Source organism: Streptomyces paradoxus (assembly GCF_014202475.1).
Taxonomy (GTDB): domain Bacteria; phylum Actinomycetota; class Actinomycetes; order Streptomycetales; family Streptomycetaceae; genus Streptomyces; species Streptomyces paradoxus.
This window is the reverse complement of the sequence record NZ_JACHGV010000017.1, coordinates 69,034-83,198: the sequence shown is the minus strand read 5'-3', so window position 1 is coordinate 83,198 and position 14,165 is coordinate 69,034. Positions and strand designations below refer to the sequence as shown.

Sequence of the window (14,165 nt, the reverse complement as noted above, 5' to 3'; positions counted from 1 at the left end):
CCCCGGCGAGTAGGAGACGTACCACCATGACAGCCCCCGAAGAGCGCCGGCGGCCTCCGGCCCGGCGGCCGCCCTCCTGGCGGGCACAGGCGCCCGTCGTCGCGGTCGTGTCGCTCGGCGGAGGAGTGGGCGCGACCGCCCGCTACGCGGCCTCCCTCTGGTGGACCACGGCCCCGAAGGGCTTCCCCTGGACGACCTTCTGGGTCAACATCGCCGGCTGCGCCGTGATCGGTGTGTTCATGGTGGTCATCACCGAGATCCGGCCCGCCCACCCCCTCGTCCGGCCCTTCTTCGGCACCGGCGTCCTCGGCGGCTTCACCACCTTCTCGACCTACGCCGTCGACATCCGCAGACTCATCGACGGAGGCCAGGCCGGCACCGGTCTGGCCTACCTCGCCGCGACCCCGCTCGCAGCGCTCGCAGCGGTGTGGCTCGCGGCCAGGACGACCCGCCGCGCCCTGAAAGGGAGGCAGCCATGACGAGGCTCACCGGCAGTGCCCTGCGCCTGACCGTCCTCATCGGCGAGAGCGACACCTGGCACCACAAGCCCCTCTACTCGGAGATCGTCCACCGGGCCCACGCGGCGGGCCTCGCGGGCGCCAGCGTCTTCCGCGGCATCGAGGGGTTCGGCGCCTCCTCCCTCATCCACACCTCACGGCTGCTGTCCCTGAGCGAGGACCTGCCGGTCGCGGTCGTGATCGTCGACACCGAACCACGGGTCCGCGCGTTCCTCCCGCAGCTCGACGGCATCGTCGCCGAGGGACTCGTGACCCTGGAGGACTGCGAGGTGATCCGGTACTCCGGACGCGGGGACGATCCCGGCACAGCGGACACGAAGGGTAAGAGGTCGTTGTGAACTGGCTGCTGGTCGTCTGCGGTGCGATGGTCGGCGCCCCGCTGCGCTACCTCACCGACCGGGCGGTCCAGGCCCGGCACGACTCCGTCTTCCCCTGGGGCACCTTCACGGTGAACGTGACCGGCTGCCTGGTCCTCGGCCTGCTCACCGGAGCCGCCACCCACCTTCAACTGCTCCTCGGCACCGGCCTGTGCGGGGCCCTGACGACATACTCGACGTTCTCCTACGAGACGCTGCGGCTGGCGGAGACCGGGGCACGCCTCCAGGCCGCCCTCAACGTCGCGGCCAGTGTGGCGGCCGGTCTCGCCGCGGCCTTCGCGGGGGCGGCACTGGCGGGTATGTGAGACGCGTCCATGAAATCCGTTCTCGTCCGGGTGTAGTAGGACGGTCCCCTCCGCTCCAGCCCCCGAGCAGAACTGGATCCCATGAGCGTCATCAGCGTCGGTCAGGCCGTCGTCCTCGGAGCCGTCGAGGGGGTGACCGAGTTCCTCCCCGTCTCCTCGACCGGCCATCTGAAGATCGTCGAGGGGCTGATGGGCATCCCCGTCGACGACGACGCCGTGGTCGGCTTCTCGGCCGTCATCCAGGTCGGCGCGATCGCCGCCGTGCTCGTGTACTTCTTCAAGGACATCGTGCGGATCGTCTCCGCCTGGGGGAGAGGCCTGCGCGACCGCGGGGAGCGGTACCACCACGACTACAAGTTCGCCTGGTGGGTCATCTGCGCGACCATCCCGATCGTCGCCGTCGGACTCGCCGCCAAGCCGCTCATCGAGGGCCCGCTCGCCTCGCTGTGGGTGGTCGCCGGCTCGCTGATCGTCGGCAGCGGCGTGATGTGGGCGGCGGACCAGATGGGCCGGCACAAGCGCGGCGAGGACGACACCTCCGTCAAGGACGCGATGCTGGTCGGCAGCTCCCAGATCCTCGCCCTGCTCTTCCCCGGCTTCTCCCGCTCCGGCGCCACCATGTCCACCGCGCTCATCCTCGACCTGGATCGTGTGGCCGCGACCAGGCTCTCCTTCTTCCTCGGCATCCCCGCGCTCACCGGTGCCGGCCTGTACGAGCTCAAGGACGCCCTGGGCACCGGGGTGGGCGCGGCGCCGCTCGCCGTCGGCACGGTCGTCTCCTTCGTCGTGGCGTACGCCTCCATCGCGTGGCTGCTGAAGTTCGTCGCCAAGCACTCGTTCAACGCCTTCGTGATCTATCGGATCGTGGTGGGAGTGCTGCTGTTCGGGCTGCTCGGGGCGGGTGCGCTGCACAGCTGAGTGGTCTGCCGGGAGGCGCCGTCGTGTGTCTGCGGCGCCTTCGTGGCTTGTCGCGCAGTTCCCCGTGCCCCATCAGAGGCCGCCGCTTGACAGCAGCTTCCGTCGGCCGGAGTATCTCTCCCGTGAACCTGTCAGACAGCCGGACAGCCGGACAGCCCGTGCGACGTGTCAGTGCCATGGAAGCGGTGCTGGCGCACCTCCGCGGCGCCATCGAACGGGGCGACTACGCCATCGGCGACAAGCTCCCCTCCGAGGCGGAGCTGTGCCGCGGCCTGGAGGTCTCCCGGCCGGTGCTGCGCGAGGCGCTGCGGGCGCTGCAGACCATGGGTCTGACCGTGTCCCGGACCGGCAAGGGCACCTTCGTCGTGGCCAGTACCGTCGAGGACCCCACCTTCGGCGACTACGCGGCCAGCGATCTGCTGGAGGTACGCCGCCACGTCGAGATCCCGGTCGCGGGCTACGCGGCCCGGCGTCGCACCCCGGAGAACCTCGACCACCTGGCCCACCTGCTGGACCGGATGGAGCGGGAGACGGACACCACCGCGTGGGTCGCCATGGACACGCTGTTCCACCTCGCCGTCGCCGAGGCCGCTCAGAACCCGGTCTTCCGCCGGGTCATCGAGGAGATCCGGGACGCGCTGGCCCGCCAGTCCGCCTTCCTCAACGAGCTGGGCGGCCGCCGCGAGCAGTCGAACCGCGAGCACCGGGCCATCGTCGAGGCACTGACCGACGGTTCCGAACACGACGCGGTGGAGGCCATGGCCCACCACCTCGACCGCGTCGAGACCACCCTCACCGACATCGTGCGCTCCTCGCGCACGGACACCCCCACGGAAACCCCCATGGAAGGCGGAACCGAGGCGTGAGCGAGCAGTCCCTGCACGACGATGTGCAGAAACGTTCCACCCATGTCGATGCCGGAGACGCGGGCTACAGCAAGTCCCTGAAGTCCCGGCACGTCAACATGATCGCCATCGGCGGAGCCATCGGCACCGGCCTGTTCCTCGGCGCCGGCGGCCGCCTCGCCGACGCCGGCCCGTCCCTCTTCATCGCCTACGCGGTCTGCGGCCTCTTCGCCTTCCTCGTCGTACGCGCCCTCGGCGAACTGGTGCTGTACCGGCCCTCCTCCGGCGCCTTCGTCTCCTACGCCCGTGAGTTCATGGGGGAGAAGGGCGCCTACACCGCCGGCTGGATGTACTTCCTCAACTGGGCGACCACCGGCATCGCCGACATCACCGCCGTCGCCACCTACACCCACTACTGGGGCATGTTCTCCGACATCCCGCAGTGGGTCATCGCGCTGATCGCGCTGGCCGTGGTGCTCACCGTGAACCTGATCTCGGTGAAGATCTTCGGTGAGCTGGAGTTCTGGTTCGCGATCATCAAGGTCGGCGCGCTCGTCGTCTTCATGTGCATCGGCATCTTCCTGCTGGTCACCCAGCACCCCGTCGACGGCCACACGCCCGGCCCGTCCCTCATAGGCGACAGCGGAGGCATCTTCCCGCACGGCCTGCTGCCCATGCTGCTGATCATCCAGGGCGTCGTCTTCGCCTACGCCTCCGTCGAACTGGTCGGCGTCGCGGCCGGAGAGACCGAGAACCCCGAGAAGATCATGCCGAAGGCGATCAACTCGATCATGTGGCGCGTCGGCGTCTTCTACGTCGGCTCGGTCGTGCTGCTGTCGATGCTGCTGCCGTGGAACAAGTACACCGCCGGTGAGAGCCCCTTCGTGACGGTGCTGTCCAACATCGGCGTCCCGGCGGCCGGCGGCGTGATGAACCTCGTCGTCCTCACCGCCGCCATGTCCTCCCTCAACTCCGGCCTGTACTCCACCGGCCGCATCCTGCGCTCCATGGCCATGGCCGGATCCGCGCCGAAGTTCACCTCCGTGATGAGCCGCAGCCAGGTCCCCTACGGCGGCATCCTGCTCACCAGCGGCATCTGTGTGCTGGGCGTAGGCCTCAACTTCGTCGTGCCCGCCGAGGCGTTCGAGATCGTGCTGAACTTCGCCGCGATCGGCATCCTCGCCACCTGGGGCATGATCATGATCTGTCATCTCCTCTTCTGGCAGAAGACCCAGAGGGGCGAGCTGACCCGCCCGGGCTACCGGCTGCCGGGCTCCCCCTGGACCGAGATCGTGACGCTGGCGTTCCTCGCCTCGGTCCTGGTCCTCATGTACGCCGACGGCGGCGCGGGACGCACCACCGTGCTGTGCCTGCCGCTGATCGTCGGGGCCCTGGTCGCCGGATGGTTCGCCATCCGCGGCCGGATCGCGCGCAAGTCCACCACCGGAGCCGACGCGTGAGGAACGCGCCGCTCCCAGAGAAGCAGGCAGTGATGTTCAGCAGTTCCCTCGCGGACGCACCCCTTGTCCGTGAACCCGTCCACGCCCCCGTCGCCCACCTCATCCGCGGCGGAATCGTCGAAGGCATCCACTACGGCTCCGTCGTCGTCCTCGACGCCGACGGAGGGGTCGCGCTCCAGATCGGAGACATCGAGGCCGCCTTCTACCCCCGTTCCGCGATCAAGCCCGTCCAGGCCGTCGCCATGGCCCGGGCCGGGCTGCCGCTCGACGGCGAACTCCTGTCCCTGACGGCGGCCAGCCACTCCGGAGAGGAACGCCACCTCGCCGGGGCCCGGCGCATCCTCGACCTCGCCGGTCTCACCGAGGACCATCTGCGCAACGTCACGGACATGCCGTTCGACCCGGTCATCCGGGACGCCTGGGTGCGCGAGGGCCGGCTGCCCTCACGGCTCGCCCAGAACTGCTCCGGCAAGCACGCCGCCATGCTCTACACCTGCATGCTCAACGGCTGGCCCCTGGAGAACTACCTCGACCCCGGCCACCCGCTCCAGCAGGCCATCGCCGAGATCGTCGAGGACCTCACCGGGCAGCGCATCGCCCGGGTCACCGTCGACGGCTGCGGCGCACCCCTGTTCTCCATCTCGCTGCACGGCCTCGCCCGCGCCACCGCCCGGATCGTCACCGCCGCGCCGGGGACGCCCGAGGCCCGGGTCGCCGACGCGATGCGCGAGCACGCGGAGATGGCCTCCGGCTCCGGGCGGGACGTCGCCGCGCTGATGCGGGCCGTGCCGGGGCTGTTGTCCAAGGACGGCTTCGAGGGCGTGCAGGTCGCCGCGCTGGCCGATGGGCGGGCCGTCGCCGTGAAGATCGCGGACGGTGCGAACCGGGCCCGTGTGCCGGTGACCGCCGCCGCGCTGGCCCGGGCGGGCGTCGACCCCGAGCTGCTCACCGAGTTCCAGGGCGAGCCGCTGCTGGGCGGTGGCCAGGAGGTCGGGCGGGTGCGGCCCGTTCGTTCGCTGGAGCCGCTTGCCGGTGCGGCCCGCGCCTGACGACGTGCCGGGTTCTCCCGTCCGGCGGCTGCGGCGCCCCTGTGGCTGATCGCGCAGTTCCCCGCGCCCCTGAAGGGCGCGCACCCACCACTTCCCTCAGAAAGAGGATGCTCACCCTCATGTCCGCCGCCACCCGCTCCGAGCACGATCTGCTCGGCGACCGTGACGTTCCCGCCGATGCCTACTGGGGTGTGCACACGTTGCGCGCCACGGAGAACTTCCCCATCACGGGTATGCCGATCTCCGCGTACCCGCATCTGATCGAGGCCCTTGCCGCGGTCAAGGAGGCCGCCGCCCTCGCGAACGAGGAGCTCGGCCTGCTGGAGCCGGCGAAGGCCGCAGCGATCGTCGCCGCGTGCCGGGAGATCCGCACGGGCAAGTTGCATGAGCAGTTCGTGGTCGACGTCGTCCAGGGTGGTGCCGGTACCTCGACGAACATGAACGCCAACGAGGTCGTGGCGAACCGGGCGTTGGAGCTGCTGGGTCACGCCAAGGGCGAGTACGGCTTCCTGCACCCCAACGAGGACGTCAACCTCGGTCAGTCGACCAACGATGTCTACCCGACCGCCGTCAAGATCGCGACGGTGTTCGCGGTGCGCGGGCTGCTCGACGCGATGGCGGTGCTGCAGGACACGTTCGCGGCCAAGGCAGTCGAGTTCCGCGACGTGCTCAAGATGGGCCGGACCCAGTTGCAGGACGCGGTGCCCATGACGCTGGGCCAGGAGTTCTCGGCCTATGCCGTCATGCTGGACGAGGACCGGTCCCGTCTCGCCGAGGCCGTCCAGCTGATCCATGAGATCAATTTGGGTGCGACCGCGATCGGCACCGGCCTCAACGCTCCCGCCGGATACGCCGAGTCGGCCCGCCGTCACCTCGCGGCCATCACCGGACTCCCGCTGGTCACCGCCGCCAACCTGGTCGAGGCGACCCAGGACTGCGGGGCCTTCGTGCAGATGTCGGGTGTGCTCAAACGGATCGCGGTCAAGCTCTCCAAGAGCTGCAACGACCTGCGGCTGCTGTCCTCCGGCCCGCGCGCGGGCCTGGGTGAGATCAACCTGCCGCCGGTGCAGGCCGGTTCATCGATCATGCCCGGCAAGGTCAACCCGGTGATACCCGAGGTGGTCAACCAGGTCGCCTTCGAGGTCATCGGCAACGACGTCACCATCACCATGGCCGCCGAGGCCGGACAGCTCCAGCTCAACGCCTTCGAGCCGATCATCCTGCACTCCCTGTCGGAGTCCATCACGCATCTGCGTGCGGCGTGCCTGACCCTGGCCGAGCGCTGCGTGTCCGGCATCACCGCCAACACCGAGGCGCTGCGCGCGAGCGTGGAGAACTCCATCGGCCTGGTCACCGCCCTCAACCCGCACATCGGATACACGGCCGCCACCGACATCGCCAAGGAAGCCCTCACCACCGGCCGCGGCGTCGCCGAACTCGTCCTGGAAAAAGGCCTGCTCCCCGCCGAGACCCTCGCCGACCTGCTGCGCCCCGAGGTCCTGGCCGGCAGCGGCCGGACCCCGGCCTGACCTACGAGAGCGCACCCGGACCGGCAGGAGGAGAATGGCGATCATGACGTCGTCGACGACCTTCCAGCCGGTCCTGGAGCGCATCGCGGAGGAGATCGAGCGGACCCCCGGCCGTGGCCGGCCCGCCGACTACATCCCGGCGCTCGCGGCCCGCGACCCGCGCCGTTTCGGCATGGCCGTCGCCGACCTCGACGGCACGGTGTACGGCGTGGGGGACTGGCGGGAGCCGTTCTCCGCGCAGTCCCTCACCAAGGTCTTCACGCTCGCCCTCGACCTGGCCCGCGAGGGCGACGCCCTGTGGGAGCACGTGGGCCGCGAGCCCTCCGGCAACCCCTTCAACTCCCTCGTCCAACTGGAGTACGAGAACGGCATCCCGCGCAACCCGTTCATCAACGCGGGCGCCCTCGTCGTCACCGACCGGCTGCACACCCGTACCGGCGACGCGTCGGGCGAACTGCTGTCGTTTCTGCGGACGGAGAGCGGCAACCCGGACCTGACCTTCGACGAGGAGGTCGCCGCCTCCGAGTCCGCCCACGGCGACCGCAATGCCGCCCTCGGCCACTTCATGGCGTCCTACGGCAATATCGACAACCCCGTGCCGACGCTCCTGGATCAGTACTTCCGCCAGTGCTCCGTCACGGTGTCCTGCGCCGACCTCGCGCTCGCCACGAGCTTCCTCGCCCGGCACGGCATCCGCGCCGACGGCACCCGCCTGCTCACCCGCAGCCAGGCCAAGCAGATCAACGCGATCATGCTGACCTGCGGCACCTACGACGCGGCGGGCGACTTCGCGTACCGCGTGGGCCTGCCCGGCAAGAGCGGAGTCGGCGGCGGCATCATCGCGGTCGTGCCCGGCCGCTGCACCCTGTGCGTGTGGAGCCCGGGCCTCGACGAGCGGGGCAACTCGGTGGCGGGCGTGGCGGCCCTCGACCGCTTCACGACCCTGACCGGCCTGTCGGTCTTCTGACCAACGGTCTCGTCCGGGTCGCCGTCGCGGCAGGACCGCAGCCGCGCCGGCAACGCCCCGGCCGGTGATCACCGGCCGGTCACAAGCGGGCCGCCCAATGGAGAGGGAAGCGTCCCCTGCCGGACATGCGCCGTTGACACACTGCCCGAGTGTTGGCCATGGCTTTCCCCGTCGATCTCCGCCGCTGCCAGATACTCGGTCTGGCCGGTACCGCCTGCCTCGCCCTGGGCGGTGAGACGGCCGGTGCCCTGCCTGTGGGGGACCTCCTCCACCCGGCCTCCGCCCGCGCGGCCCTCGGCCTGGTCGGCGTGTACTTCGGCGTCGTCCTGCTGATCGCGGCCTGGGCGCTGCTCGGCCGGCTGGTCCGCAGGCCGAGACCACCCGCTCCCCGCGACCTGCTGCTCGTCCTCGCCGTCTGGGCGGCCCCGCTGCTGATCGCCCCGCCGCTGTTCAGCCGCGACGTCTACAGCTACCTCGCCCAGGGAGCGATGGTCGAGGCGCACATGGACGTGTACGCGCACGGGCCGTCCCGGCTGGGCGGCCCGCTCGCCGACGAGGTCGCCCCGCTCTGGCGGCACACCGGCGCCCCGTACGGCCCGGTGTTCCTCGCCGTGGCGGCGGCCCTGTCGGGCCTGACCCGCGGTGAACTGCCCGCCGGACTGTTCGGGATGCGGCTCGTCGCCCTCGCCGGCGTGGCCCTGATGGCGGCCGCGCTGCCCCGCCTCGCCCGCCACAGCGGCGCCGACCCGTCCGCCGCGCTGTGGCTCGGCGCCCTCAACCCGCTGGTCCTGCTGCACCTCGTCGCGGGCGCCCACAACGACGCCGTCATGCTCGGCCTGCTGGGCATCGGCCTGGTGGCGGCACTCGGCCGGTGGCCGGTCCTCGGCGCGGTCCTCGTCACCCTCGCCGCCCTGGTCAAGGCGCCCGCCGTGCTCGGTCTCGCCGCCGTCGTCGTCCTCCAGGTCCGTGCCGGCCGCAGCCCGGTGAAGGCGCTGGTGCCGACCGCCGTCGCAGCCGCCGGGACCACCGTCGCCGCGACGGCCGTGGCCGGCACCGGATACGGCTGGATCGGCGCCCTGAACACCCCCGCCTCACCCCAGAACTGGGCCCTGACCACCCTCCTCGGGCGCGCCACCCGGGCCCTGCTGGAACACCTGGGCAGTAGCCTCGCGCCGCTGGCGGTACCCGCCTGGCACGCCCTGGGCATCCTGGCCGCGGGGACCGCGATCGTGCTGATCTGGCTGCGGCTGCGCCCCCGGCCCGTGTACGCGCTCGGCCTGTCCCTGGCGGCGGTGGCCGCGCTCGGCCCGGCGATCCGCCCCTGGTACGCCCTGTGGGGCCTGTTCCTCATCGCCGCCGCCGCACCCAGTACGTCCGTACGCCACCGCACGGCGGCGGTGACCGGCGTGCTCGCGCTGTGCGTCCTGCCCAGCGGCGGCCCGGCGGACACGGGACAACTCGTGCTGGCCGTCTCCGGCGGGGCCCTCGCGGTCGTCGTGCTGTGGCAGGCCCGCCAGGCCGAACTCGCCCCGGCGCCGGGACGGACGGCATGACCCCGGCCCCGCCGCGCACCGACCGGGGCCGGCTGCTGCTGGTGCTCGCCCTCGCCACGCTGGTGACGCTCTTCACCGCGACCGTGCCGCTGCTGCGCGACTGGTTCGACCTGCGCGTCTACTACGGCAGCATCGACTCCTGGGTCCACCACGGCGGCCGCGTCTACGACTACCGGGTGCCGGGCACGCCGTACGGCTTCACCTACCCGCCGTTCGCCGCGGTCGCCATGCTGCCCATGGCCCTGCTGGGTCTGCACGCCGCGATCGCCGCCGCCCTGCTGCTCAACCTGGCCGCCCTGGCCGTGGTCCTGCGCCTGCTCGCCGGACCGGACTGGCGGCGCCACGGCTGGTACGGCTGGGCCCTGACCGCCTGTCTGCTCGCCCTGTTCGAACCACTCCGCGACACCTTCAGCTTCGGGCAGGTCAACCTCCTGCTGCTGGCGCTCGTGCTCGCCGACGCGACGCTGCTCGCCACCGGACGCGGACGCCTGGCGGGCGTCGGCATCGGCCTCGCGGCCGCGGTCAAGCTCACGCCCGCGCTGTTCATCGCTCTGCTGCTGGTGGCCGGACGCCGGCGCGCGGCGGCGGTCGCCACCGCCGTCGCGCTCGGGGCCACCGCCTTCGCGGCCGGGGTGGACCCGGACGCCTCGCGCTTCTACTGGACCGAGGCGCTGTGGGACACCGACCGCGTGGGGCGCCTCGGTTACGTCTCGAACCAGTCGGTGCAGGGCGTCCTGGCGCGGCTCGGTGAACCGGACCGTGCGGTGTGGGCGGTGGCGGTCCTGCTGATCCTCGGTGTGTGGGCGCTGCGGACGCGCCGGGCGGCCGCCGCGGGCGACTGGCCGGCGGCGTTCGCCCTGACCGGACTCGCCGCCTGTCTCGTCAGCCCGATCACCTGGGTGCACCATCTCGTCTGGCTGCTGCCGTCCTTCGCCGTGCTGGTCCGAGCGGGGCGCCCCCGGGTGGCGGGCGCCCTGTACGCGGTGCTGTGCACCAGCGTGGTGTGGCTGTGGTTCGACGACGCGTCCGGCGTCGACGGGTTCCTGGGCGGCAACACCTACACCTGGATCACCCTGGGCCTGCTGCTGTGGCTGCCGGCGGGTCAGCTCCGGCCGGGCCTGCGGACCGGAAGCCGCAGCACCAGCACCACGACCGCCGCGCCCGTACCGGCGGCACCGGCGATCAGCCCCGCCTCCGTCCAGACGGACCCCTGCTCCTGCGGCACCGCCGCCGCGACCGCGGGCGGCGTGGTCACCGCCGGCCGCGCGGCCGGCGCGCCGAGCGAGCCCACCGCCTCGACCCTCCCGGCCGACTCGAAGCCCCAGTCGAGGAGCGAGCGCGCCTCCTCGTACACGGCGGACCCGTCGCCCTCCTGAGGGTTCATCACCGTCACGACCAGGGTGCGCCCGTCCCGCCGCGCCGCCGCGACGAGCGTGCTGCCGGCCTTGCTGGTGTAGCCGTTCTTGATCCCGATCAGGCCCCGGTACGGCTTCACACCCTTAGCGCCGCTGAGCAGCCGGTTGGTGTTGAGGATCGGGTACGACCAGTTGCCGCCACCGGGGAACTTGGCCTCGACCGTGGCGCAGTACCGGGCGAAGTCGGGGTTGCGCAGCCCCACCCGGCCGAACACCGTCAGGTCGTACGCCGACGACACCTGGCCCGGTGCGTCATAGCCGTCGGGCGAGACGACGCGGGTGTCACGGGCGCCGAGGGACCGGGCCTTGGCCTGCATCCGCTGGACCGTGAGGCTCCAGCCGCCGTTGAGCTCGGCCAGGACGTGCACGGCGTCGTTGCCCGAGTTGAGGAAGACGCCGCGCCACAGGTCGGCGATCCGGTACGTATGGCCCTCTGCCACCCCGACCAGGCTGCTGCCGGCCCCGATGCCCTTCAGCTCCCGTGCGCGGACCGTGTGCCGGATGCCCGCCGGCAGTCCGGGCAGCACGGTGAGGGCGAACAGGGTCTTCAGGGTGCTGGCCGGGGGCAGCCTGCGGTGCGCGTTGTGCGCGGCGAGCACCTCTCCGGTGCGGGCGTCGGCCACCACCCAGGACAGCGCGGAGACCTCCGGGACACGGGGCGCCCCGGCGCGCAGGCGGACCTGGGTGCCGGGACGGTACAGCAGGGAGGGGTGCGGTGCCGCGGCCCTCGGTCCGCCCGGTGGGGTGGGCTCCGCCCCGCCGGGGTCGGCCGTCGCGGCGGGCGTCAGCGCCAGGAGCCCCGCGAGGCAGAGCGCACCGGCCGACACGGTCACCCGGGAAGAGAATCCGATGATCATACGATCAACGTAGAAACGGACCTGCTCCGCACGGCGACGACGGGGCCGCACACCGCGCGCCGGCACCCGAATGGATGAGCTCCCGGCGTCAGTGCGAGGGCAGGGTCGGCTGGATGCGCCGCAGGAACGTCGCGTTGTCCGGTGTCTCGCGCATCCGCTCCAGGAGGGTCTCCAGAGCGCCCTGCCCGTCCCGGCCCTGCAGCACGCGCCGCAGACCGTGGACGGCCGCCAATTCGGCCGGGGGCAGCAGGAGTTCCTCGCGGCGGGTGCCCGAGGGGATGATGTCGACGGCCGGGAACACCCGGCGGGACGCCGGGTCCCGGCTCAGACGCAGCTCCATGTTGCCGGTGCTCTTCAGCTCCTCGAAGTAGAAGTCGTCGGCCCGGGAGCCGGTCTCCACCAGAGCGGTCGCGAGGATCGTGAGGGAGCCGCCCTCCTCGGCCGACCGGGCGGCCCCGAAGAACCGCTTCGGGCCGGTCAGCGCGGAGGCGTCGACGCCCCCGGTGAGGATGCGGCCGCCGTTGGCGGCCGCGTTGTTGTGCGCCCGGCACAGCCGGGTCAGCGAGTCGAGGAGGACGACGACGTCCTCGCCGGCCTCGACACGCCGCTTGGCGCGCTCGATCACGAGGTCGGCGAGCGCGGTGTGCTGCTTGGCGCTGCGGTCGAACGTCGAGGCGTACACCTCGCCCCGCACGCAGCGCCGCATGTCGGTGACCTCCTCGGGCCGCTCGTCGAGCAGCAGCATCATCAGCCGGCACTCGGGATGGTTGCCGGTGACGGCGGCCGCGAGCTGCTGGAGGAGGACGGTCTTGCCGGTCTTGGGCGGGGCCACGATGAGCCCGCGCTGGCCCTTGCCGACCGGCGCGATCAGGTCGACGACGCGTCCGGCCAGCCCGGCGGCCGGGTGCTCCAGCCGCAGCCGCTCGTGCGGATGCAGCGGCGTCAGATCCCGGAAGACGCGCCGGGCGCGCGGGGTTCCGGCCGTGCGGCCGTCGACCCGTACGACGTCGGTGAGGCCGCGCCGGTCGCCGAGTACGCCCTCGACGAGATCGCCCTTGCGCAGGCCGTACCGGTGGATCAGCGCGGGGGAGACGGCGGCGTCGGCGGGCGTGGGCAGGCAGTTCTCGCCGCGCAGGTGCCCCTTTCCGCTCGCGTCGACGTCGAGGACACCGGACACGCTCCGGTCCGGGGACTGCTGCTGCGCGGGCGGGTTTTCGAGTGTGGTGGTCATGGTGATGTGTGTCCTTTCACGGACGGCAGGCGTGGGTCGTGCGAGGGGAGGGGGAGAGGGCCGCGAGAGGAGGGCCTGGGGCACGCTTCCGGGCGGCGGAGAGACAGCACCTCGGATACGACGGAGAACGTCGTGGCGCTGGAAGGAGTGAAGAGAGAGAAGAACTGGCACCGGCGCCCGCAAAGAGGGGCGTGCACGAGTGCTCTTCGCACTGTACCACCGAAGGAGGTGGGCGGGGAGGGCTACCTCAGCGGGCGGCCAGCAGCCCGTACAGCAAGGGGATCCGCGGCTCGGGCAGCCGCCACCAGCCGGACTCCGAGCGGACCATCCGCGGCCAGCGCGGCCAGGGAAGTTCGTCCCCTTCCCGGAGCCGCCGCACGGCGAGTCCCGCGTCCGTCAACGCGGTGACGACCTCACCCATTCCGTGCATCCACTCGTAGCTGTCCGTGGCGCCCTCGACGGCCGGGCCGTCGGTGTAGGTGTGGGTCCCGTCGCGGTGCACCGGGCCGGCGCCGCCCAGATAGTCGTGGCGCAGCAGCAGCTCGGGTCCCTCGCCCGGAGCGGGCTTCGGCCCGAGCGAGTTGAGCAGGGGATGGAACTCGACGACGTACAACCGGCCGCCGGGACGCAGGAGTCGGTGAACGGTCTGCGCCCACCGGTCCAGGTCGGGGAGGTAGCACAGGGCGCCCTTGCCGGTGTACACCACGTCGAACAGCCGCCCGTCCAGGGCCTCGACGGCGTCGTACACGTTCGCCCGCACGTAGGTCACGTCGGCGCCGGACGTCGCGGCGATGTCCCGGGCGGCGGCCACGGACGCCTCGGAGAAGTCGAGACCGACGGCCCGGGCGCCGCGCCGCGCGAAGGCGATCGTCTCCGTGCCGAGATGGCACTGGAGGTGCAGCACGTCCCGCCCGGCCAGCTCGCCGAGGTCCTCCCACTCGAACGGGGCGAACCAGCGCTCGGGGTCGAGGTTCTGGTCGAGACCGTAGAAGCGGCTGGCGAGATGGACGGGCGTGCGGGCGTCCCAGTTCGCCTGGTTGGCCCGCATCAGCCGGTCGTGCTCGGCGGACGTCATGGGGACATCCAACCGTGAAGCGGCCGCGGGTGCCGGGAGAACGCGGGAAACCGATCAGGGGACGTG

13 protein-coding genes and 1 pseudogene are annotated in these 14,165 nt (G+C 71.9%); 11 read left to right on the top strand and 3 right to left on the bottom strand.

What is annotated here, in order from left to right; genetic code table 11:
- The first annotated feature begins 26 nt into the window (after positions 1–26).
- The 11 genes from crcB (HNR57_RS35960) to HNR57_RS40725 all read left to right on the top strand — a co-directional run bounded on the left by crcB (HNR57_RS35960) (position 27) and on the right by HNR57_RS40725 (position 10,897).
- Entirely contained in the window at positions 27–479 is a 453-nt protein-coding gene (gene crcB, locus HNR57_RS35960) for a fluoride efflux transporter CrcB (RefSeq protein WP_184567032.1), read from the top strand.
- Positions 476–856, top strand: coding sequence for a putative PII-like signaling protein (locus tag HNR57_RS35955; RefSeq protein ID WP_184567030.1), 381 nt, complete (start codon positions 476–478; stop codon positions 854–856). The genes crcB (HNR57_RS35960) and HNR57_RS35955 overlap by 4 nt, the downstream gene beginning before the upstream one ends.
- Entirely contained in the window at positions 853–1,200 is a 348-nt protein-coding gene (gene crcB, locus HNR57_RS35950) for a fluoride efflux transporter CrcB (RefSeq protein WP_184567028.1), read from the top strand. Before HNR57_RS35955 ends, crcB (HNR57_RS35950) begins: the two co-directional genes overlap by 4 nt.
- 81 nt (positions 1,201–1,281) lie before the next feature.
- Positions 1,282–2,118 carry an undecaprenyl-diphosphate phosphatase gene (locus HNR57_RS35945; protein WP_184567026.1) on the top strand — a complete coding sequence of 279 codons (837 nt, stop codon included), beginning with the start codon at positions 1,282–1,284 and terminating at the stop codon, positions 2,116–2,118.
- A gap of 176 nt (positions 2,119–2,294) precedes the next feature.
- The gene (locus tag HNR57_RS35940; protein WP_184567121.1) at positions 2,295–2,984 is read left to right on the top strand and encodes a FadR/GntR family transcriptional regulator; all 690 of its coding nucleotides are present in this window, start codon (positions 2,295–2,297) and stop codon (positions 2,982–2,984) included.
- Complete coding sequence (locus tag HNR57_RS35935; RefSeq protein WP_184567024.1) at positions 2,981–4,423, top strand: amino acid permease; 1,443 nt, start codon at positions 2,981–2,983, stop codon at positions 4,421–4,423. The genes HNR57_RS35940 and HNR57_RS35935 overlap by 4 nt, the downstream gene beginning before the upstream one ends.
- Before the next feature lie 32 nt (positions 4,424–4,455).
- The gene (locus HNR57_RS35930) at positions 4,456–5,472 is read left to right on the top strand and encodes an asparaginase (RefSeq protein WP_184567022.1); all 1,017 of its coding nucleotides are present in this window, start codon (positions 4,456–4,458) and stop codon (positions 5,470–5,472) included.
- Between the two features lie 119 nt (positions 5,473–5,591).
- Positions 5,592–7,001 (top strand): aspartate ammonia-lyase, encoded by a 1,410-nt coding sequence (aspA, locus tag HNR57_RS35925; protein ID WP_184567020.1) that lies wholly within the window; start codon positions 5,592–5,594, stop codon positions 6,999–7,001.
- A 34-nt stretch (positions 7,002–7,035) separates the two neighbouring features.
- Positions 7,036–7,968 (top strand): glutaminase, encoded by a 933-nt coding sequence (locus tag HNR57_RS35920; protein WP_184567018.1) that lies wholly within the window; start codon positions 7,036–7,038, stop codon positions 7,966–7,968.
- A gap of 158 nt (positions 7,969–8,126) precedes the next feature.
- A complete protein-coding gene (gene mptB, locus HNR57_RS35915; RefSeq protein ID WP_184567016.1) occupies positions 8,127–9,521 on the top strand; it encodes a polyprenol phosphomannose-dependent alpha 1,6 mannosyltransferase MptB in 1,395 nt (464 codons plus the stop codon).
- Positions 9,518–10,897, top strand: a complete 1,380-nt coding sequence (locus HNR57_RS40725) for a glycosyltransferase 87 family protein (RefSeq protein ID WP_313675732.1) — start codon at positions 9,518–9,520, stop codon at positions 10,895–10,897. Before mptB ends, HNR57_RS40725 begins: the two co-directional genes overlap by 4 nt.
- A 59-nt stretch (positions 10,898–10,956) precedes the next feature.
- On the opposite strand, the pseudogene HNR57_RS35910 reads toward HNR57_RS40725, so the two are convergent.
- The 3 genes and pseudogenes from HNR57_RS35910 to HNR57_RS35900 form a co-directional block, all read right to left on the bottom strand.
- Positions 10,957–11,793 (bottom strand): annotated as a pseudogene (locus HNR57_RS35910) (D-alanyl-D-alanine carboxypeptidase family protein); the annotation flags it as partial.
- An 88-nt stretch (positions 11,794–11,881) separates the two neighbouring features.
- Positions 11,882–13,024, bottom strand: a complete 1,143-nt coding sequence (gene rho, locus HNR57_RS35905; protein ID WP_184567012.1) for a transcription termination factor Rho — start codon at positions 13,022–13,024, stop codon at positions 11,882–11,884.
- 247 nt (positions 13,025–13,271) lie between these two features.
- Positions 13,272–14,099 (bottom strand): class I SAM-dependent methyltransferase, encoded by an 828-nt coding sequence (locus HNR57_RS35900; RefSeq protein ID WP_184567010.1) that lies wholly within the window; start codon positions 14,097–14,099, stop codon positions 13,272–13,274.
- Positions 14,100–14,165: the final 66 nt, after the last annotated feature.